This is a genomic window from Luteibacter sp. 9133 (assembly GCF_000800155.1).
Lineage (GTDB): Bacteria > Pseudomonadota > Gammaproteobacteria > Xanthomonadales > Rhodanobacteraceae > Luteibacter > Luteibacter mycovicinus.
The window spans coordinates 3720222-3741384 of record NZ_JUHO01000001.1 but is presented as its reverse complement, the minus strand read 5'-3'; the positions used below and the strand labels follow the sequence as shown (position 1 = coordinate 3741384).

The following is a 21163-nucleotide window of genomic DNA, read 5'->3' as shown; positions in this document are numbered from 1 at the left end:
AAAAGCGCACGAATGGGTTGCGCCAGCGCACGCTCCCGTGCGGAGCGTGCGCTGACGGGTCCGATCAGCGGCTGAGGTTGCTCAGCGCGAGGTCGACGATCGAGTCGCCGCGCCCGCTCATCACCGCCTTCAGCGCGTACAGGCTGAAGCCCTTGACCTGCTCGCCGCTGATCTTCGGCGGCATCGACAGCTCGAGCCGGTTGCTGACCACATCGAGCAATGCGGGGCCGTCGTGCGACAGCACCTCCGCGATGGCCGAGGGCAGGTCGCTGGCGCGGGCGACGCGTCGTCCATGAATGCCCATCGCGTTGGCCATGGCCGCGAAATCCGGATTCTTCAGCTCGACGCCCGTTTCGAGCAGCCCCGCCGCCTTCATCTCCAGCTCGACGAAGCCCAGGGTGCCGTTGTTGAGCACGATGACCTTCACCGGCAGGCCCTGCTGGGCCAGCGTGATGAAGTCGCCCATCAGCATCGTGAAGCCGCCATCGCCCGACAGCGAGATCACCTGCCGTCCCGGGTGGGAGGCCTGCGCGCCGATCGCCTGCGGCATGGCATTGGCCATGGAGCCATGGACGAAGGAGCCGAGCAGGCGGCGCTTGCCGTTCATCGTCAGGTAGCGCGCGGCCCAGACCGTGGGCGTGCCGACGTCGCAGGTAAAGATCGCATCGTCCTCGGCCAGCTCACTGACCAGGCGGGTGACCTGCTGCGGATGGATGAGGTCGTGACCGGGTTCGATGCGGGCGAGCTGGTCGAGGTCGTCGCGGGCCCGCGCATAGTGGGCGAGGCAGCGGTCGAGGTGGCCGCGCAGCCGCTTGGGCTCGATCCGCGGCAACAGGGCGCGGATGGTTTCGCCCACATCGCCGACCACACCGAGTTCGACACGGCAGCGACGGCCGATGTTGCCGGGGCGGATGTCGACCTGCGCGATCTTCGCGTCCTCGGGGTAGAACTGACGGTACGGAAAATCGGTGCCCAGCATCAGCAGCGTGTCGCAGTCCTCCATCGCGTAGTAGCCGGAGCTGAAGCCGATCAGGCCGGTCATGCCCACGTCGAAGGGGTTGTCGTATTCCACATACTCCTTGCCACCCAGCGCATGCACGATCGGCGACTGCAGCGCATCGGCCAGGGCGATCAGGTCGTCATGGGCGCCGGCCGTGCCGCGGCCGCAGAGCAGGGTGACGCGTTTGCCCGCGTTGAGCAGCTCAGCCAGGGCGTCCAGCTCACGCTCGGCGGGGATGACCTTCGGCGAAGGCGGCAGCAGCCCGGCCGCGGGCGTCACCTTCTTCACCGGCGACTTGCGCATGGCCACGTCGCCGGGAATCACCACCACCGCCACGCCGCGTTGGCCCACGGCAGCGCGGATGGCCGAATCCAGCACGTGGGGCATCTGCGACGCGTCGGAAACCATTTCGCAGTACACGCTGCACTCGCGAAACAGCTCGGTCGGATGCGTTTCCTGAAAATAACCGCTGCCGATTTCGGCGCTGGGAATATGCGCGGCGATCGCCAGCACGGGCGTGCGCGAGCGGTTGCAGTCGAACAGGCCGTTGATCAGATGCAGGTTGCCGGGGCCGCAGCTTCCCGCGCAGACGGCGAGCGCACCGGTGAGCTGCGCTTCCGCGCCGGCGGCAAACGCGCCGGCTTCTTCGTTACGGACATGGACCCAGTCGATGCGCTGGCGCTCGCGCAGCGAATCGGTGATCGCATTGAGGCTGTCGCCCACCAGACCGTAGATCCGGCGAACGCCGGCTTCTTCGAGGGTTTCGGCGATCAGGTCGGCAAGGCTGGCGATGGACATGGGCAACTCCGTGAACACGAATCCCCACGTTATGCGCCGCCCGCGGTCAACGGATTGTCGTTATCGACCCTGCCATTCGTACAGGTAATCCCAGACACCGTGGCCAAGACGCGTGCCGCGGCGTTCGAAATGGGTCTCGATGCGCCACGCGGGACGCTCCGCCGACTCGCCAGGACCGACGCGGTTACGCCAGCCCGCGGCGGCTTCCATCGTCTCGCGCATGTGCTCGGCGTAGGCTTCCCAGTCGGTGGCCAGATGCAGCAAGCCACCCAGCGCCATGCGCGACGCCAGCAATTCGACGAACGCCGGCTGCACGATACGACGCTTGTTATGGCGCTTCTTGTGCCACGGATCGGGGAACCAGATGCGTACTTCGGACAGGCTGCCCGGGGAGATCTCGTTTTCCAGTACTTCGACGGCGTCGTGCTTGTAGAGGCGAACGTTCCGCGCATCGCGTGCGGCCAGCGCGTTCATCAGGCGGCCGACACCCGGGCTATGCACTTCGACGCCGATGTAATCGCGCGCCTGATCGTGCTCGCTGGCCCAGGCCAGTGCTTCACCGTTGCCGAAACCGATCTCCAGCACGCGCGGTGCGCGATGGCCGAAGGTGGCGTCGAGGTCGCGCCCGGTGCCGTGGTAATCGAGGCCGAAGCGAGACCAGTGATTGTCGAACGCGCGTTGCTGCGCGGGCGTCATCCGGCCTTCCCGCAGCACGAAGCTGCGGATGCGGCGGTGGAACGGCGCGTCGCCGGCGTTGTTGTCGTCATCGGTGATCATGCTCAGCCCACCAGTCCGTCGACCGGGCTCGAGGCCGAGGCGAAGCGCTTGCGCGGAATACGACCGGCGCGGAACGCCGCGCGGCCCGCTTCGACCGCGAGCTTCATCGCATGCGCCATCAGGACCGGATCTTTCGCGCCGGCGATCGCGGTGTTCATCAGCACGCCATCGCAGCCGAGCTCCATCGCGATGGCGGCATCGGACGCGGTGCCGACGCCGGCATCGACGATCACCGGGACCTTTGCGTTCTCGACGATCTCGAGCAGGTTGTAGCGATTCTGGATGCCCAGACCCGAGCCGATCGGCGCGGCCAGCGGCATGATCGCGGCGCAGCCGATCTCTTCGAGACGGCGCGCCAGGATCGGGTCGTCCGACGTGTAGACCATGACGTCGAAGCCATCGGCCACGAGCTTCTCGGCGGCGACCAGCGTCTGCACCACATCCGGGTAGAGCGTGCGCTCGTCGCCGAGGACTTCGAGCTTCACGAGGTTGTGGCCGTCGAGCAGCTCGCGCGCGAGGCGACAGGTGCGCACGGCATCGTCGGCCGTGTAGCAACCCGCCGTATTCGGCAGCAGGGTGAAACGATCCGGCGGCAGCGCGTCGAGCAGGTTGGGCTGGCTCGCGTCCTGGCCGATGTTCACCCGGCGAATGGCGAGGGTGACGATCTGCGCGCCGGCGGCCTCGGTGGCGCGACGCGTCTCGTCGAAATCCTTGTACTTGCCGGTGCCCGTGAGCAGCCGCGAGTGAAACGTGCGACCCGCGACGGTGAGGACGTCATCGGCGGCAGGGGAGAAGTGGTTCATGCGGGCGATTTCCTGGAGGGGTGCGGCTCAGCCGCCACCGATGGCATGGACGATCTCGACGCGGTCGCCCTGGGCGAGCACATGCGTCGCGTGCGCGCTGCGCGGCACGATCTCGAGGTTGACCTCGACCGCCACGCGCTTGCCGCCGTAACCGGCAGCGTCGAGCAGCGCAAGAACCGAGGTGCCGGGCGCGCAATCGCGCGCGTCGCCGTTTAGAGTGATCTGCATCCGCCCATTGTAACGGGGCTCAGCGGCCGTTCCACCCATTGCCGCCGCGGACCGGTGTGCCGATGCCGGGCTGGGTCACGCGGTTGGTCACGCCAGAGCGGGGTTGCGTGGGGGTGCGGCTGCCGAAGCCATCGTTCCAGCCGTTCTCGCCGCGGTTGTTGCCGCTGTCGCGTGGACCGCGCGGGCCGTTGCGGTCCGGGGCGAGGTTCATGGCCGGGCCTGTGGCGCCGGCATGGGCCGAGCCGGGCGACTGGGCGACGGTGGTCGAGTTTCCTGGTGGGCGTCGGTCGTGGTCGCGGTCGCGACCGCCGTTGCCGGGCTGGCCATGATCGTGATCGTGATCGTGGTCCCGGCCGCCGCGACCGTGGCCATAGCCGTCATCCCGGCCGTAGCCGTAGCCATAACCGTTGCCGTAACCGCCACCGTAACCGCCGCCGTAGTAACCGCCGTTGTTATAGCTGCCGTTGTCCGGGGGGTAGTTGCCGCTGTCATACCCGTCCTGCCTGGACGAGGCGCCCGTGCCGCCCTGACCGCCCGCGTACAGCCGTGCCGGCTGGGGCAGGGTGCCAGTACTCACGGTTTCCTTGCGGACCGGGGTCGAGGGGCCGGCGATATAGCTGACTCCCGGCTTCGGCATATTGGCCGTGGATACCGTGCGCGACTGCGCCAGCGTAGCGCCGGTTGCGCATAGCGCGAGCCCGGTAAAGATGGAAAGCGAAAGCGCACGACGCATGTTCCGGCCCTCGTAGGGATGCCCCGGCAAGATTATGCGCCTGCGACTGACCCGCCGCGCGGTGGACGGCCGGTGCGTTCAGCCAGCCGCCACCTTTCGCCGGTGGGCGATCTCGTATTACCATCCGGGGCCGATGCGGGTGTAGCTCAATGGTAGAGCTGTAGCTTCCCAAGCTACTGACGAGGGTTCGATTCCCTTCACCCGCTCCAGCTTAGTTCTTATCGAAGCTAAGTGCTTTTTCTGCAACGTCTTTTTCGGCCGACGCAGCGAACCTGAAACGCCCTCCCGAGGTATCGTTTTAGGTATCGTTTTCCGTGCCAAAGCCACTTCTCCTCCATCGACCCGCTGGCCTCTACGTGCGCTTCCGCGTGCCGACGGACTTGCGTGACCGCGTGGGCTCCCGCTTCCTGGTGCGCCCACTTCGGCAGGCTCCCGGGGAAGGCGCTCGGCTCGCCGCAGCCCTTTTGGATGTGGCACTCTCCAATGCATTCAGGAAGATGCGACAGGGAGGGGGCGTGGTCGACATCTACAAGCTGCTCAAAGACGCGGAGAACGCCGTCCAGCTCACCATTGGTGAGGTTCGGCTTCCAAACGGCACGCATCTGACCAACGTGCGCATCGACACGCCTGAGGACGAGCGGCAGTTCCGTGACCTGATGTCGGCCGCGACGCCATCCAGCCCAGCGCAGACGGTCCGCGCAACCTCAAGCGTTGAACGCAAGATGCACCATCGCGACGACTTCTTTGGACATCAGATGGAAGTGCATCTAGCGGACCTCGAGCGCGGTGGGCGCGATAAGAAGACCCTCATGGAGAGCCGCCATACCCTGACGCTGTTTCGCGGCATCGTGGGGAACAAGGTGGTGTCTGAGTTGAATGCCGACCACTGCCGCACTTTCTTCGATGCCGTGGTGCACTGGCCGCGGCATGCGACGAAACGGCAAGAGTTCGCCGGGCTAGGCATTCGCGAGACGATTGCGAAGGCCAAAGCGATGGGCGAGCCGCCGCCGGCGGCCGCGACCCTGGAGAAACACCGGCAGCGCCTGAGCACCTTCATCAATTGGGCCAGGCGCAACAAGCTCATCGCGGACAATCCCTTGCATGGGCTGGTTCGGCAAAAGAAGGATGTCACGCAGGACGACACCGGGCGGCCGTTCACGCAAGACGAACTGAACGCCGTTTTTGAGCCGAACGCGTTTTCTGCGTGGTCAAAGGGCAGCGCACACCGCTACTGGGTGCCCATTCTCGCGTTGTATTCGGGCGCGCGGGTCACCGAACTCAGCCAACTGTATGTCGCGGATATCGAGGTCGTTCAAGGCGTCCCGGGCTTCCACATCAATAAACGTTTCCCCGGCCAAAAGCTGAAAAATGCAGGGTCTCGTCGATTTGTGCCACTGGCGCAACCGGTGCTCGACTGCGGGTTTCTCGCCTTCGTCGAAGGGTTGAAAGCGAAAGGCCAAATGCGACTTTTTCCCGATTTGCCCAACAATGACGGTCTCGGCTTCGGGCGTCAGATGAGCAAGCAGTTCGGCGCCTACATCAAGAAGCGCGGCATCACCGAGGAAGGCATGGGCATGCATGCGTTTCGCCACACGCTTGCCACGCGCTTGGTGGCCGCGAAGGTGTCCAAAGATGTCATCGCGCGCATCACTGGGCACATGCGTGAAGGCGACGTGCTGACGCGCTACTACATCGACGAGCCTACGCTCATAGAACGCGCTGAAGCCGTCGCGAAGTTTATTCCACTGGTGACGTTAACGTCTTTCATTGCCGAAAGGAGTCTGTGATGGGTCTTTTTCTGCTAGTCATTTGTCTAGCGATTGGCTACTTCGTCGTGAAAAAAATGGAGGAGCCGGATTGGCTCAGGGCTGTGATCTTACTTGGCTTGGTCTTGATCGTCGTGCTCGGCTTTTGCCACGATTTCGGATGGGTCTAGCGCCAAGGGCGGATCGTAGACATTAGGTAGCAAAAGGTGATCGCTACTCCCGATAGGAAAGCAGCGACAGTGATGACGATTTTGTCGACGGTCGTGGAGGATGCAGTTTTTGTGGGCGTCGATGATTGCATGTTTTTCCTCGTCAGATTGCTTGGTTAGGCGGCAGGCTTATTACATGTATCAAAAGTTGACTCCTTGGCAAGGAGTTCTCCTGTGTATCAGTGGATCGGTCAGTCGACTGGATTACATGTAATGCCTCACAAACCTCAGGGCTTCCACGTCTGGGGACGGGAGACTAAAGACCGATATGGATGATGAATTCGAAGAAGAGCTTCCCCGCTCCCACGAGGACATCGAGCCCCATGAGCTGGTGACCGGGCTAAGCAGCCTCGCGTTGTTACGCGAGGACATGGCCATGTCGAGCCAGTCCTTCAATCTCGCAGCCGTCGACAAGTTCATCATGGTGCTGGAGATGAACTTCCTGCGCAGTCGGCTCGATGACGAGTCTCCTAGAGACCCTGGACTATCGGTTTTCCTGGTGGCGCAGACTGAGATGTGGATATTCGCAGCCTATGAGCTGATGCGCTCGTGGCGGGAACGCGCGAAGTTGGTCATCAAGCTTGTTGATAACGGCGGGCTTGCCTTCAAGATTGATCACTTGCAGGCAAAGCCGTCCTGGGATTATGGAAGAACCATGGTCGCGCGGCAGCTCGTTCGGGTGCGTGACGAACCAGCCCTGGTCCAACAACTGCGTGATGACTTGCTTCGCAGCCACATCCCGTTTCATCTCCTCGAATGGGTCCGGATTCAATTAGCAAAGCACCAGGAACCTGGGAACGCCAAGTCGTTCATACGCTCGCATCCGATGATGGACCGGCACACGGGTTCGCTCAACTACGAGCTGACCCAAGGCCCAATGATTGCAGACACCATGAGCCGAAGGGAGTTGGCCGATGGACTGAGGGCGCTGAGCGATATGCAAGTGCCGACAGCGGAGACCATTGCCTCCTTCGAAGAATTCCGGAAGGCGAAGGAGCCGACCTTCTAAGGGCGGCTCACATGGACATATGTGGCCGAGCCATCATGGCCGCCAACATCGATAGGGAGAGGCATCGTGGCGTGGGGACGGGTAGAACGAATTCTGATACTGGCGAAAACGTATCCTTCGCCGAGCGCCCTGGCTTGGCTGCGCAGGCCGGCCTGACCACTCGCCTCCATCTCCTGGAGCACTGCCAGAAGGTTCGCGCGTCGAGTGCCGTCTTTCATCATCGCATCCCAATAAGAGAGTAGTTTGAACGACGATAACTCCAAGCAAGCACTCGGCCGCTCACGGCGCGCGGCCCGCTGCAGTGCAGCAAAGCCCGGATTGGGTGCAAATCTGTCTGGAAAAGCGAGGCACAGGGCGCTTGCTGCCTTCATGTGGGATTTAGGTTAAATTCGCGCTTGCCTCGCTCTGTGAACCCCCATGACGCCCAACCTTCGCGCCCGCGCCCGCGCCAGTGCTGTGTCCGGCACCGTGGCCCTGCTGCTCCTGGTGACACTTGCTATTGATTCGGTGACGCCGCTCGGCGTTGCCATTTGGTGCCTGTATTTTGTCTGTGTGGGCCTGACGCTTTTCCAGCCGCGGCCCACCTTGCCCTTGTTTACCGCCATCGCAGCAACCGCATTCGTGGCTCTTGGCTGGAAGCTCTCGCCCCAAGGCATGAGCGGAGGCTATGCGGTCATCAATCGCGCGATTGGGGTGGTGTCGTTCTGGGCGATGGCGATCGTGGTTTGGCAAGCCCTCTGCACGCGCCGTTCTGCGGAACGTTTGTTGTGGCTCCAGGAAGGGCAAGCGGTGCTAGCGGAAGCGATGCGCGGCGAACAAACGCCGGAGACCGTGGCGGTCAACGCAGTGCGTGCCTTGGCCGAGCGCGTGGGCGCCGTCGTGGGTGCCTTATATCGCCTCGAGGGCAACCACTTGATGCTGGCCGGTGGCGTCGCGCTGGACGGGTCCGAAATCGCACGTATCCCCGTGGATCAAGGGCTTCTGGGCGAGACGCTCGGGCAAAACCGGGTTCGGCGCCTACGCGGAGTACAGGGCACCCACCTTAAGCTTAGCTCGACGCTGGGCCACAGCGCACCGGTGGAACTCATGCTGATGCCCGTCACGGCCGACGGGGTGCCAGTGGGCGCGGTCGAATTGGGCCGACTGAAGACGGAGGATCCCCTCGACGCTCACGATGTCCTGTTGGCCCAAAGTAGCGAGACAGTGGGAATCGCGCTGCGCACCGCGATGTTCCGGCAGCGTCAGGCCGAACTGCTCGAAGAGACCCAGCGGCAAAGCGAGGAGTTGCAAACGCAGCAAGAAGAGTTGCGCGTGTCCAACGAGGAACTCGAGGAACAAAGCCGCAGCTTGCAACAGTCTCAAGCCAGTCTTGAAGCCCAGCAGGCGGAACTTGAGCAAATCAACGTGCAGCTGGAAGAGCGCACCCATGAACTTGAGGGGCAAAAACAGGCGCTCGTGCGTGCTCAGGGTGACTTGACCCGAAACGCCCTGTCGTTGGAAGCCACAAGCCGTTATAAGTCCGAATTCCTCGCCAACATGTCCCACGAACTGCGCACACCACTGAACAGTTCGCTTATCCTCGCCAAACTGTTGGCGGACAACAAGCCTGGGAGCTTGACGCCTGAACAGGTCAAATACGCCCAGGCCATCCACGCATCGAACAACGACCTGTTGGCGCTCATCAACGACATCTTGGACTTGTCAAAAATTGAGGCGGGCCATGTGGAACTGGCGGCCGAGCCCGTGCCGATAGCGGCGCTGATTGACCGGCTTCGCGATACCTTCGAGCCCCTGTGCCGAGAAAAGTCGCTGGCGCTGATCATCGACCAGGGCGTCGGCGTTCCCGCCGAACTAATTGGCGACATGCAGCGGCTATTGCAGATCCTGAAGAATCTGTTGGCCAACGCGCTGAAGTTTACCGATGTAGGGAGCATATCGCTGCGCATCGAGGGTAGCGCGCCAGGGCGCATTCGGTTTGTGGTCTGTGACACGGGCATTGGCATTTCGGCGGAGCAGAGTGAGATCATCTTCGAGGCGTTCCGCCAAGCCGACGGCAGCACCAGTCGCAAGTTCGGCGGCACTGGCCTCGGGCTTTCGATTTCGCGCGACTTGGCACGCCGTATGGACGGCGACATCACCGTGGCGAGCGAGCCCGGCCGAGGCAGTTGCTTCACGCTCGACATCGCGCAGTCGCTTCAGCATGCCGTTGGCGCGCCCGCGGTAGGAGCGGCTGCAACGCTTCCGGCTGTCCCCGTCATCCCCTCGGCGCCCAGTCCGGCGCCCATGCACACGCCGCTGGTGCGCGACGACCGCACAGCGCGTACCCGACCGGGCCGCCTCATCCTCGCGGTGGAGGACGACTCAGCATTTGCTGAAGCTCTGATCCATGTGGCCCACGAGATGGACTTCGACTGCGTGGTGGCTGGTACTGCCGAAGAGGCATTGCGCCTTGCCCCTGAGTTGACCCCCAGCGGCATCTTGCTCGATATCGGCCTTCCCGATGTTTCGGGCCTGAGTGTTCTCGAGCGCCTCAAGCGCAACCCGGCCACCCGGCACATCCCGGTGCATGTGGTCTCCGCGTTGGAGAGGGGGCAAGTGTCCCTGGAGCTGGGTGCGGTCGGGCATTTGCTCAAACCGGCCAGCCGCGAACGGCTGATGGATGCCATCGGTCAGTTGGAAGATCGCCACCAGCGAGCCATGCGTCGACTCCTTATCGTGGAAGACGACGAAAAGCTCCGCGACAACCTCACCCTTTTGCTCACGAGCGATCAAGTGGACATCGTGGCCGTGGGCACGATTGCGGCAGCGCTGCGCGAACTGGGCGCTTCCACCTTCGATTGCATGGTCACGGACCTCGCACTTCCGGATGGGAGCGGGTATGACCTGCTCGAGAAGCTCGCCGGCAGTGACTCGTTGGCATTCCCGCCCGTCATCGTCTACACGGGCCGTTCTCTGACCCGCGACGAGGAGCAGCGGCTCCGACGGTATTCGAAAAGCATCATCATCAAGGGAGCGCGTTCGCCCGAGCGGCTGCTCGATGAAGTCACCTTGTTCTTGCACAGCGTTGAGGCGTCGCTGCCCACCGATCAGCAGCGCCTGCTCAAAGCAGCACGCCAGCGTGACAGCATGCTCGACGGGCGCACCTTCCTGCTTGCGGAGGACGACGTTCGCAATATTTTCGCCCTCACGAGTGTGCTCGAACCGTTGGGCGTTAAGCTCGATATAGCGCGTAATGGCGTTGAGGCGCTGGAGCATTTGAAAGCGAACGAGCCGGACCTGGTGTTGATGGACATCATGATGCCCGAGATGGACGGCATGACGGCCATGCGTCACATCCGCGCTGAAGCCCGATGGAAGGACCTGCCCATCATCGCGCTGACTGCCAAAGCTATGACAGATGACCGCGACCTGTGCCTGGCTTCTGGCGCGAACGATTACATCGCCAAACCCATTGATGTCGATAAGTTGGTGTCGCTGTGTCGCGTGTGGTGTTCGCGGCGATGACCGATGTCGAAACAGAGTTGTTCGACCTGGAGCTTCGGCTGCTCTTGGACGCCGTCTACTTGCGCTATCACTACGATTTCCGCGGTTATGCGATGACGTCGCTACGACGGCGCATGCGCCATGCCATGGGTCGGTTCGGCTGCGCGCAGATGAGCGACTTACAGCACCGCATCTTGCATGAGCCGGCCTTTTTTGCCGAGGCGATGCAGTATTTCACCGTGCAAGTGTCGGAGATGTTTCGAGACCCGTCCTACTTTCGTGCGCTGCGGGAGGACGTGATGCCGGTGTTAGGCACATACCCGTCGATCAAGATTTGGGTCGCGGGATGTAGCCACGGCGAAGAAGTCTGGTCGCTCGCCATCCTGCTGGCAGAGGAAGGGCTGCTAGACCGCTCCATCATTTACGCCACGGACATTAACCCCGAGGCCCTGGCTAAGGCCGAGCAGGGGACGTATCCCGCAGAGCGCTTGGCCCTGTTCAGTGGCAGCTATCTCGCGGCCGGGGGCAAAGGCTCGTTGTCGGATTACTACACTTCGGCTTACGGCAACGCGATGTTCGACCGAGCGCTCAGAAAGACCATCGTCTTCGCCGATCACAGTCTGGCGACGGACTCGGTCTTTTCCGAGGTCCACTTTGTGTCGTGTCGCAATGTGCTCATTTACTTCAACCGCGAACTCCAGGACCGTGCCGTGGGACTATTCTCCGGCTCCCTCGTGCGCAAAGGATTTCTTGGGCTGGGCAGCAAGGAGTCGCTGCGATTCGGTGCCCATGCCGAGGTCTTTGAGCCCTTCGTCCCGGCCGAGCGCATTTACCGAAAGGTGACTTCGTGATGGTTAGCTGCGACTTTCCTGAACCCTTGGGCGCCGTCGTCATCGGTGCATCCGCGGGCGGTATCCAAGCCTTGCGCGTCGTGCTTGAGGGTCTGCCTCAGGGGTTTGCTGCGCCGGTGCTGATTGTCCAGCATATTCCTCGCGATCGTCCGAGTGCATTGGTCGACCTCTTTGGCGCCTATTGCGCCTTACCCGTCATGGAGGCCGAGGATAAGCAGCGCCTGACGGGGGGCACGGTGGTCTTCGCACCGCCGGATTATCACCTGATGGTGGAAAGCCGCAACGCGCTTGCCTTGTCCCTCGACGAGGCGGTGGTGTTCTCGCGCCCGTCGATTGATGTCCTTTTCGAATCGGCCGCGTCGGTGTTTGGGGAGGCGTTGCTCGCCATCCTGCTTACCGGGGCAAGTGCCGATGGCAGCGATGGCATTGCAGCGGTCAGACGCGCAGGAGGCAAGGCCTGGATCCAGTGCCCGGAGGAGGCAGCGGCCTCCGTCATGCCTGCATCAGCGCTGGCTCGCGCGGGTGCGGACGCCGTGCTTCGTTTGCAGGACATGTGTGACCGGCTCAAGGGGAGTTCGACATGAGCGTCATCGGTGACCGTCCTATCGTTGAGCTGCCGATGCCGTCGGCGCACATCCTCATCGTCGACGATGTGCCTCAAAACCTTACTGCCATGGAAGCGCTCCTCGAGCAGGACGGCGTCGAAATTCTCAAGGCCCAATCGGGTGCGGAGGCGCTTGAATTTCTCCTGAAGTTCGATATCGCCCTTGCACTCCTTGACGTGCAGATGCCCGAAATGGATGGGTTCACGCTTGCCGAACTGATGCGCGGATCGTCCCGGACCCGGGATGTGCCTATCATTTTCCTGACGGCGTCTCCGGACGACCCGATGCGCTCGTTCAAGGGCTATGAGACGGGCGCGGTGGATTTCCTGCACAAACCCATTGAGCCCCGAGTCATCCTGAGCAAGGTAAGTGTGTTTATTCAGCTTCATCAGCAGCGGGTGGAACTGAAGGAGCGCAATGAGCGACTGGAACGCTCGCTTCAGCTCAATGAAACCATGATTGCCGTTCTGACCCATGATCTTCGCACTCCGCTGTCCGCCATTACGCTGTGTGCTGAGCGACTCGTTGATGAGGCAGAAGGCACGGCGTTGGCTCGGACGGCATCGTTTGTAGGCACCAGTGCGTTTCGCATGAGCCGCATGGTTGCGCAATTGCTCGATTTTTCGCGCATCCGCTCGTCGATCCTGACGCTCGACGCCCGAGAAGGCGATCTTGGCGAGCTGTCTGGCGAAATTGTTGGTGAGGTGCGCCGCATCCACCCGGAGCGGACGATTGCGCTGAGCGCAAGCGGAAACTTGAAAGGGTCGTTTGACGGCGTGCGGGTCAGCCAGATTCTCTCGAATCTGCTCGGCAACGCCTTGCAGTATGGGGCAGCCGGCGAGATTGTCGTACATGTGGACGGAAGCGATGCCGATTTACTTCATTTGTCGGTGAAAAATCCAGGACGCATTGAAGACGCCCTGTTGCCGCGACTGTTTGAGCCTTTCAAAGGGGCGTTCAATCCGAGCGATGGGTTGGGTCTTGGCCTCTACATCGTCGACCAATTCGTGCGGGCCCATGGCGGTATGGTCCGCGCGGAGAACAGCGAGTCCGGCGTGCGCTTCGACGTGGTTTTGCCGCGATTCGCCGATGGCAGCAAGCTAACGGCTTTTGGGTTATGAGCCAGACTCTATGTGGCTGAACTTCGCCTTGTCGCCCGACCCCGACGGGCGTTGCGGGTCTGACCAGTGAGTGGGCTCTGCACGCTGATCAGGCGGATCTAGCCGGTGGACCTCGCGGCAAACACCTCATTTGAGTGTGCAGACGGGGCTTCAAGGTATGCGCGATCTTACACAGGCTGTGCCGCCGTCCTCGTGCGCGTGCTTTATGGCTGCCGGCAAAGCGCACGACGCGCAGAGTGATTACGGTGCCAAGGATGGTGGCGAGGGCGCCCATGAGCCAACGCCAGGCCCAAAGCTCGAGAAGGGTGTTGTTGAACGCCCACGGGTGACACGTGTCAACCGTCACAACTCGCTCATGCCACGGAGGGCTGCTCATCGCAAAGGTGCACGCTCTGACAGATCGTGTGTGGACAGCACGTGGCCGTTGGCTTGAACGCGCCCGGCTGGCGCATGCCCCCGTTCCCGCTTACAGTCGTCGCAGCAAAGGGGAGCGCATGAACGCACGCATTCGGCAATGGTGGGATCAGCTGCGGGAGTCGTTTTGGCTCGTGCCCGCATCCATGGTGCTGATGGGCATCGGTCTGGCATTGGGTCTCCTCGCCGTGGACCGGCGGGGTTGGGTGCCGGTCTCGGTCGGAGGGTCTTCGTGGCTGTATAACGGTGGCGGGACTGGCGCGCGCACCCTGCTGGGCGCCATTGCCTCGTCGACCATCGGCGTGGCGGGCACCGTGTTCTCCATCACGATCGCCGCGCTGTCGTTGGCCGCTGGCCAAATGGGCCCGAGGCTGCTGCGCAACTTCACCCGGGATCGCGGCAATCAAGCCACGCTCGGCGCGTTTTTGGGGACCTTCGCCTATGCCCTCATGGTCTTGCGCAGTGTCCGCACGCAGGAGGAAGGCGCCTTCACGCCACACCTTTCGCTGTCGGTGGGCATGCTGCTGGCCTTTGGCTGCGTGGGCACGCTGGTCTATTTCGTTGGCCACATGGCCAGCCGCATCAATGTCGACACGGTCATCAAACTGGTCAGCGACGATGTGCGTGATGCGTTCGATGGGTTGGTGGTCGACCATGCCCTAATCCCTCGGCCTGACGACGGGGTATGGCACGACGCGGTGGTCATTTCCGACCGCCGACAGGGCTACTTGCAGCAGCTGGATGAAGAAGGCCTCGCGGCGTGGGCGTCGGAGCGCCACACGGCGTTGCGCTTGCTCGTGCGTCGCGGGGACTACATCGCCCCGGGCGCCCCCATTGCTTTGATGACGGTGCCCGTGGACGGCGCGGCGGAGGCGGTTCGGGGTGCCACGGCGTTGGGCGCGACCCGGGGCAGTCGCGGAGACCCTGAGCAAACCGTTCGGCAGCTGGTGGAGGTGGCGGTGCGTGCGCTTTCGCCCGGGATCAACGACCCGCACACGGCCATGAGTGTCGTCGGCCGGCTCGGGGCGGCGTTGTGCGCGCTTTCTGGAAAAACGCTGCCCAACGGGGTTCATGCGCCGGATGGGCGCCTCTCACTCGTCGTCCCCACGGTCTCCTACGAAAGCCTCTGCGACGTCATGTTCCACATGATTCGTCAGAACGCGGAGGGACACACGGCTGTGCTCATCAAGCTCATCGACGCGTTCACCGTGGTCGTGGCTACCGAACCGGACATCGACCGTCATGAGGTGCTCGGCCGGCATGCCATGCAGGTGGCCGCCGATGCGAAGCGAACCGTGGGCAATACCGAAGACCTAGCTGAGCTGCAGCGCAGGGTGGCCCGCTTTTTGGCCATTCGGTCGGCAAGGGCCTCTGCTGCCAATCTTCCTTCTGCCCTCCTTGGATTGAACACCGATGCTTGATGTGGCGGCCTTTTGTCTGGTGGTCACGGCGCTTTTGGCCTACCTAAACCATCGTTTCCTGCGCTTGCCGGCCACCATCGGTGTGATGGCCATCGCCCTAATCATTTCTTTAGGCATTGTCGGACTGCACGCGCTTGGCATCGATCATGGCCTCAAGGCGTACGAACAGTCGTTGTTGCGTTCCATCGATTTTTCCGATGTGCTCATGCAAGGCATGCTCTCGTTCCTGTTGTTCGCCGGGGCGCTGCATGTCGACTTGGGCACGCTGAAAGCTTACCGCTGGCAAATCGCGGCGCTGGCCATCGTGGGCACCTGCCTGTCGACCGCACTGGTCGGCGTGGCGTTGTGGTGGTTGCTGCCGACGGTCGGTGTGAGCTTGCCGTTGATTGACTGCTTGCTGTTTGGCGCGCTCATCTCCCCAACCGATCCCATCTCTGTCATGGGCATTCTCAAGTCGATCGGCGCGCCCAAGTCACTCGAGCTGGTCATCGCCGGCGAGTCCCTGTTCAACGATGGCGTCGGCGTGGTCATCTTCTCGCTGCTTGTCGGCGTTGCCGCCAGCGGCACCGTCCCAAGCGGGCAGGAGGCCGGGATGCTGCTGTTGCAAGAAGCAGGCGGTGGCCTCGCCTTTGGGGTGCTGCTGGGCTGGGCGACCTTCTGGCTGCTCAAAAGCATCGACCAATACCAGGTGGAAGTGCTCCTCACCTTGGCGGCGGTCATGGGTGGGTATGCGCTCGCCACCCACCTTCATGTGTCGGGCCCCCTGGCAATGGTTGTGGTGGGCCTCATCGTGGGCAACGGTGCACGCGCTGAGGCAATGTCCGACACGACGCGGCGCTACATCGACATGTTCTGGGAACTGCTCGATGAAATCCTCAATGCGGTGCTGTTCGTGCTCATCGGTATGGAAGTGTTGGCCATCAAATTTTCGTCCGCCCTGCTCTTGGGCATGGCGGCGTCCGCCTTGGTCACCTTGCTCGCACGTCTGCTGACCGTGGGTATTCCCGTGGGTGCTCTCTCGGGGTTGTTCCGGTTGCCGGCGCGGTCTTGGCGGGTGATGACCTGGGGCGGGCTTCGGGGAGGCATCTCGGTGGCACTTGCATTCTCGTTGACGCCTGGGCCGGCGCGCGACACCGTGCTTGGCCTCACCTATGGCGTCGTGGTGTTCTCGGTTCTGGTGCAAGGCCTCACGGTTGGAAGCGTGGCGCGAACCGTGTGCGAGGGACGAATTTAAGGCGAGTGAATGTCATGTACGCAGCCGTCCAGAACCTTGCTTCATAAGGGTCGCTCATATCGATGCGTTTGGGGTCGGCTGGCCCACGCATCATGGTGTCGTCTGTCACAGAGATACCTTTTTAGGCTATTTTGCAAGATGGTTGTCGCGTGCGGCTTCGATGCAACCATTTGCGAACGGCGCTGACAATTGTTCCCGCCAATGGCGTTTGGAAGGCCGACGTGCAACTCGCAGATGCACCTCGGAAACGACGCGTCGACGCGTGTCATCGGCTGGCTAATATAAGCCTGAGGGCCAGCTATGCGTCAAGGGAAGAAGCTTCTCGGATGAACATATCACGTAGCCAAATGTGACTTGCATCGCTCTCAGCGCGTGGATGCCAAGCCATCACGAGATCGAAGGATGGCATGTCGAGTGGAAGATCGTACAAATCTAGCTCATGCTCGTATCGAGCCAGCATACGCCCAGGAAGGGTGGCGATTGCATCCGTCATGCCCAGCACAAGCGGCACATGGTTGTAGCTTGGGACGCTCAATGTCACATTCCGCCGGCGGCCGTGCTGCTCCAGTGCCGCATCCAACGCTCCTTGAAAGTGGCCGCGTCGCGAAACCATGACGTGTGCCATGGAGCAATAAGTCGCCAAGTCCATCGCCGCAGATCCACGGGAGTGGCCTCGACGTTGAGCAACTTTGAAGCGGTCTCGTAGTAACGATCGCGATTTCAGCGAGCCGGGCATTTTGCCAGCCAACCCCAGCGCGATGTCCAGCTCTCCCCGCTCCATCTTCGCAAGGGTTTCGGCCTCGTCCACAGGGACAAAGCTCAAACGTAACGATGGGTTGGCAAAAGCCGCTACGCGGGCAAGCACCCCGAGACCCAAAATGGTGAACAAGTTGTCGTTGGCAGAAATGCTGAATGTGCGCCGAGACCTCCGCGGGTCAAAGGGGATCGACGACGCCAACGCTGCTCTTAAGCCGGACAACGCCTCGGCCAGTCGGGGCCGAAGCTCGAGCGCCCGTTCAGTCGGCACCATGCCCCGACCCGTCTCCGCTGGCACAAGCAACGGATCATCAAAGATCTCGCGCAGCCGAGACAATTGGCCAGAAAGCGTCGGTTGCGAGAGATTCAGGCGCTTAGCCGCACGAGTTACGTTCAGCTCATCGAGCAACGTATCCAGTGAAATCAGCAAAGAGAGATCGGAGCGTTTCATGTCCATGCTGCGCATCATGCATGACCCGCAGCCGGCAGCGTTAGCCTACCAAGGCAGTGCTTCTTCACGGAAGAAAAAGCGTCCGCTGGGTCCATCCGGGCCAAGTGTGGCTAGACGTACGCTAGTCTCCGCGCCCTCGACGGCGTTCATGGGCGCGTCGACCCCGTGCAAATCGGTTTTGACAAAACCCGGGTGCGCCGCGTTCACCTTGATCGGGGTGTCGCGTACCTCGTGCGCCAAGTGAATCGTCCATGCATTAACAGCCGACTTTGATACGTTATAGGCTGGAATCTTGAAATCGTAAAAAGGTGAAGAAGCGTTTGTGCTTTCCGTTAATGACCCGAGGACGCTTGACACATTGACGATCCGAGCAGCGCTGCTCTTTTTAAGGAGCGGCAGAAAGGCCTGGGTCACCGCGACCATTCCGAAGACGTTCGTTTCAAACGTCTCGCGCCACAACGTGAGGGGTTGGGCTGAAGGCGCCGCATCGAACGCGTCGCGCATAATGCCAGCATTATTTACCAAAACATCCAGAAGTCCAAAGTCGTTTGTGACGCGGTCGGCTGCCGCCGCGATGCTTTTGCCATCTGTAACATCCAATACGACTGGTGTTGCATGAACTCCGTCCGCATGCAGCGAAATCGATGCACGGTCCAGCGCTGCGGCGTCCCGCCCGGCGACGATGATATGCATGCCGCGCTTTCCAAGCTGCCGCGCTGTCTCGAATCCGATACCTTTGTTGGCTCCAGTAATTAAAGCGATCTGTTGTGGCATAGCGTTCTCCTTGGGATACGCCAAGGCTACGCTTGGAAGGCTCTTGATTTGAAATGGCAACTCTCGATCCCTGGTATCGAAATTTCCTATGGCGCAGAGGTGACCTGCGGCGTTCACTTGTCCTGGAACGCGTGCCGGGCCGCCCATTCAAGCAAAACGTGTGGACGGTGCCCTGCCTCCCGGACGAGCTGAAGAAGGACCCCACCCATCACATCAAAAAATATCCTGCAGTGTTTGCCCAGGGGCGCGGCGTCTCTTGGCCCAAGGCCGGGACGTTCAACGCCGAGCACGCCATTCCTGTCACCACCGCGGAAGCATGGGCGCGCAGGCAGCCTTCGGGTTAGTAGGCTCCGAGTGTGGGCCGGTCCGGCGCTGGCGAGGGAGTGGCTCCGGAGGCGGAAGTTGCGCACTGGCTAGCCTCGGCGGGGACGCTGACGAGAGACTGATCGGGGTGGGCCTCATACACGAAGCCGTTGGCCCCTGAGGACGACGGCGCGAGATGAGGTTCGCGCTCGCGAACTCGGGCATGCCGCGCAAGGCCTCGGGCAGCCCGGCGCGGAACGCTCGAGTGCAGGGAGTCGCCGCAAGATTGATGCGGCATGGCCGCCCTCGCGGGAAAAACCGCGTGGTCGCGTGCCGACGGTTCCTGTGCCGTGCTTCCGATCCGCGCGAGGTGCTAACGTTCAGTCGGAGCCGGCGAGGCGCTCGCTCGCGAAGGTCCCACGGGCGACGTCGTAACCAAGCCAGTCACAACGACCCATCGCACAGGAGAGCCTGATGGCGCGCGTAGGAAGCCGTGATGATGAGACCAAAATCGCGATCGCCGATCTGTTGGCCGTGCCCGCCGTCGGACACCCCAAGCGTGCGGCCGATGTCGCTGCGGTGAATGCCGCCATGTCGGCCGTGCCCACCGGCACCAGCCAACGCGAGATTTTGTCGCATGCGTCCATCGACCGATTGTTCGCCACCGTGCCCGACGATGCTTACGTCAGCGTGTATCTGGTGGCCGCGTATCTTGACCGCTCCGTGCACTCGTTTCAGCGCCACCTGCGGTTGACCTACAATCGCGGCAAAAAGACCTGGCAAGGCGAGTTGCGCAAAGGGCACCCGGCCAATCTTGATCTGCACGGTCGGTTTCGCTGGAGCTACGTGCGTCAATGCCGGAGCGATTTGGAGGTGCGCCAGAAGCCGGTGCGCACGGTGCGCGGCCAGCCGACCTACGCGGCGTTTCTGCAGGCCCTCACACGCGCCCACCGCTTCGTGAAGGACGACGAAGGCAACGTATTGTGCGCCTGGGGACAGGGTGGCGTAACCGCCGCGCAGCTCATGGAGGCGTTCGCAAAGAATGGAAAGCTGGCCCTCATGACCCCGGCCGAGGCGCTGGCGCTGCCGTGGACACTCCCCGAGATGCGCCAACCGTGGCAAGACGCCGTCGATGACGGCATGGCGGCGGTGACCGCAGCGGTGGCTCACGGTGCGGCGAAGACCCTAGCGCGGAAGCTCGCCGAAGCCACGGGGTCCGTGACCCGGCCACCGACCAAGCGTCACCCGTAAGTCAGCGCCTACGCCGCAAGGAAAGGCGCAGGGATCATTTGCTCACCCCTCGCGTGATCCCCGCGAACGTGGACCTCCCTAACAACGGAGGTCGCTCATGGCTCGTCAATCCGCATCCAAACCCGCCGCGTTTCAGCACGACAAGACCGTCGGGTCTGAAGAATGGCTCACCCCCAAGCCCCTGGTCGACGCGCTGGACTTGCCGCGATTGGCTGACGTCGATCCCTGCTCGCCCCGCCGCCGGCCGTGGCCGACCGCGAAGACGCATTGGCATAAGGCTCACGATGGGCTGAGCCGGCCGTGGGACGTCACGGCGTTCTATTGGGTCAATCCCCCATATGGGGCGGCGTGTCGCCTCTGGATGGCCAAGGCTGCGGCACACGGAAACGGGCTTTTGCTGATCTTCGCGCGTACCGACACGCGCGCTTTTCACGAGAGCGTGTGGCGCCACCGGAACGCAGCGGCGGTGCTGTTCTTCGAAGGACGGCTGCGGTTCGCGACGCCGAACGGTCAGGAGGCGGGCTCAGCTGGGGCGCCCTCAGCGCTCATCGCATACGGGCAGAAGGCCTACGAGGCATTGGTCAGAGCCGTGCGCGCCGGCACGATCAAGGGACGGATTGTCCCGTTGATGGACGCGGGGAAGATCCAAACGTGGCCGCGCCCTCAGCGCAGGTTCGGCCACTCGCAGGCCCCGGCACCCGTCTCGGCGACGGCCACTCATCCTCGTGCAGCCGCACAACGGCCCGCTCGAGGCCGCGGTGGGAGGGCGAGCTGATGCCGATTTTCGTCATGTTTATTACTGCCTTGGCATGGATTTATTCCTGGCGCCGTCGAAAGCACGAGCGCAGCGAGCACCGGCGCGAGCATTGGACGTTTTTGATGAAGATTGCAGCGATGGCCTTCTTCGTCGCAGGAGCGTTCGAAGCCTATGATGCTTGGCCTCGAAGTCCTGACACCTCAGTGATCGACGGCGGCGCGTATCGCCATTTGGATGATCAGTAGCCACGATGCGCCAAGGACGGCGGACACCAGCGCGAACTCGATGAAATCGCGCTTAGATGAGAACGGTGAGGGGCGATCGGGCGACATGGGCGGCTCCGTGTGAGGTCATCTCTGGATTTACCAGATACTGGAAGCATGGCAAGGGTTTCGGCCTTCGGTGAGGTCGACGGCCGT

19 protein-coding genes and 1 tRNA gene are annotated in these 21163 nt (G+C 62.4%); 13 read left to right on the top strand and 7 right to left on the bottom strand.

Going from position 1 to position 21163, the window contains the following annotated elements:
- Positions 1–64: 64 nt before the first annotated feature.
- Genes poxB through FA87_RS16315 form a run of 5 tightly spaced genes read right to left on the bottom strand, consistent with a single transcriptional unit; the run spans position 65 to position 4339 of the window.
- Positions 65–1798 carry a ubiquinone-dependent pyruvate dehydrogenase gene (gene poxB, locus FA87_RS16335; protein ID WP_081907356.1) on the bottom strand — a complete coding sequence of 578 codons (1734 nt, stop codon included), beginning with the start codon at positions 1796–1798 and terminating at the stop codon, positions 65–67.
- A 60-nt stretch (positions 1799–1858) separates the two neighbouring features.
- The gene (gene trmB, locus FA87_RS16330) at positions 1859–2575 is read right to left on the bottom strand and encodes a tRNA (guanosine(46)-N7)-methyltransferase TrmB (RefSeq protein ID WP_043696030.1); all 717 of its coding nucleotides are present in this window, start codon (positions 2573–2575) and stop codon (positions 1859–1861) included.
- Between the two features lie 2 nt (positions 2576–2577).
- The gene (locus FA87_RS16325) at positions 2578–3378 is read right to left on the bottom strand and encodes a thiazole synthase (protein ID WP_036110236.1); all 801 of its coding nucleotides are present in this window, start codon (positions 3376–3378) and stop codon (positions 2578–2580) included.
- A 27-nt stretch (positions 3379–3405) separates the two neighbouring features.
- Positions 3406–3606 carry a sulfur carrier protein ThiS gene (thiS, locus tag FA87_RS16320; protein ID WP_043696026.1) on the bottom strand — a complete coding sequence of 67 codons (201 nt, stop codon included), beginning with the start codon at positions 3604–3606 and terminating at the stop codon, positions 3406–3408.
- Positions 3607–3625: 19 nt separating this feature from the next.
- A complete protein-coding gene (locus FA87_RS16315) occupies positions 3626–4339 on the bottom strand; it encodes a hypothetical protein (protein WP_043696023.1) in 714 nt (237 codons plus the stop codon).
- A 135-nt stretch (positions 4340–4474) separates the two neighbouring features.
- Between FA87_RS16315 and FA87_RS16310 the strand changes: the two genes are divergently transcribed.
- The 9 genes from FA87_RS16310 to FA87_RS16270 all read left to right on the top strand — a co-directional run bounded on the left by FA87_RS16310 (position 4475) and on the right by FA87_RS16270 (position 16452).
- Positions 4475–4548: transfer RNA gene (locus tag FA87_RS16310), tRNA-Gly, on the top strand.
- 306 nt (positions 4549–4854) lie between these two features.
- Positions 4855–6126 (top strand): site-specific integrase, encoded by a 1272-nt coding sequence (locus FA87_RS16305; protein ID WP_052191405.1) that lies wholly within the window; start codon positions 4855–4857, stop codon positions 6124–6126.
- A 456-nt stretch (positions 6127–6582) separates the two neighbouring features.
- Positions 6583–7323: a hypothetical protein gene (locus tag FA87_RS16300; protein ID WP_043696017.1), complete on the top strand. Its 741-nt coding sequence runs from the start codon at positions 6583–6585 to the stop codon at positions 7321–7323.
- Positions 7324–7740: 417 nt separating this feature from the next.
- Entirely contained in the window at positions 7741–10827 is a 3087-nt protein-coding gene (locus tag FA87_RS16295) for a response regulator (RefSeq protein ID WP_052191404.1), read from the top strand.
- Positions 10800–11657, top strand: a complete 858-nt coding sequence (locus FA87_RS16290; RefSeq protein ID WP_197062434.1) for a CheR family methyltransferase — start codon at positions 10800–10802, stop codon at positions 11655–11657. Before FA87_RS16295 ends, FA87_RS16290 begins: the two co-directional genes overlap by 28 nt.
- Entirely contained in the window at positions 11657–12241 is a 585-nt protein-coding gene (locus tag FA87_RS16285) for a chemotaxis protein CheB (RefSeq protein WP_043696014.1), read from the top strand. The genes FA87_RS16290 and FA87_RS16285 overlap by 1 nt, the downstream gene beginning before the upstream one ends.
- Complete coding sequence (locus FA87_RS16280) at positions 12238–13383, top strand: hybrid sensor histidine kinase/response regulator (protein WP_052191403.1); 1146 nt, start codon at positions 12238–12240, stop codon at positions 13381–13383. Before FA87_RS16285 ends, FA87_RS16280 begins: the two co-directional genes overlap by 4 nt.
- Positions 13384–13877: 494 nt before the next feature.
- Complete coding sequence (locus FA87_RS16275; RefSeq protein ID WP_052191402.1) at positions 13878–15218, top strand: DUF2254 domain-containing protein; 1341 nt, start codon at positions 13878–13880, stop codon at positions 15216–15218.
- On the top strand, positions 15211–16452 hold the full coding sequence (locus FA87_RS16270; RefSeq protein ID WP_043696011.1) for a sodium:proton antiporter: 1242 nt from the start codon (positions 15211–15213) through the stop codon (positions 16450–16452). The genes FA87_RS16275 and FA87_RS16270 overlap by 8 nt, the downstream gene beginning before the upstream one ends.
- A 298-nt stretch (positions 16453–16750) precedes the next feature.
- Here FA87_RS16270 and FA87_RS16265 read toward each other — a convergent pair whose 3' ends face one another.
- Positions 16751–17665 (bottom strand): LysR family transcriptional regulator, encoded by a 915-nt coding sequence (locus tag FA87_RS16265; protein WP_043696008.1) that lies wholly within the window; start codon positions 17663–17665, stop codon positions 16751–16753.
- Positions 17666–17704: 39 nt separating this feature from the next.
- Positions 17705–18433 (bottom strand): SDR family oxidoreductase, encoded by a 729-nt coding sequence (locus FA87_RS16260; protein WP_043696005.1) that lies wholly within the window; start codon positions 18431–18433, stop codon positions 17705–17707.
- Positions 18434–18486: 53 nt separating this feature from the next.
- Here FA87_RS16260 and FA87_RS20455 point away from each other — a divergent pair, with 53 nt between their 5' ends.
- From FA87_RS20455 to FA87_RS20830, 4 genes are all read left to right on the top strand, one after another.
- On the top strand, positions 18487–18777 hold the full coding sequence (locus FA87_RS20455) for a hypothetical protein (RefSeq protein WP_197062432.1): 291 nt from the start codon (positions 18487–18489) through the stop codon (positions 18775–18777).
- Positions 18778–19210: 433 nt separating this feature from the next.
- Complete coding sequence (locus FA87_RS16255) at positions 19211–19987, top strand: hypothetical protein (protein ID WP_043696002.1); 777 nt, start codon at positions 19211–19213, stop codon at positions 19985–19987.
- Positions 19988–20084: 97 nt separating this feature from the next.
- Positions 20085–20762, top strand: coding sequence for a hypothetical protein (locus tag FA87_RS16250; RefSeq protein WP_052191401.1), 678 nt, complete (start codon positions 20085–20087; stop codon positions 20760–20762).
- Complete coding sequence (locus tag FA87_RS20830; RefSeq protein WP_156128577.1) at positions 20762–20989, top strand: hypothetical protein; 228 nt, start codon at positions 20762–20764, stop codon at positions 20987–20989. Before FA87_RS16250 ends, FA87_RS20830 begins: the two co-directional genes overlap by 1 nt.
- Positions 20990–21163 lie beyond the last annotated feature (174 nt).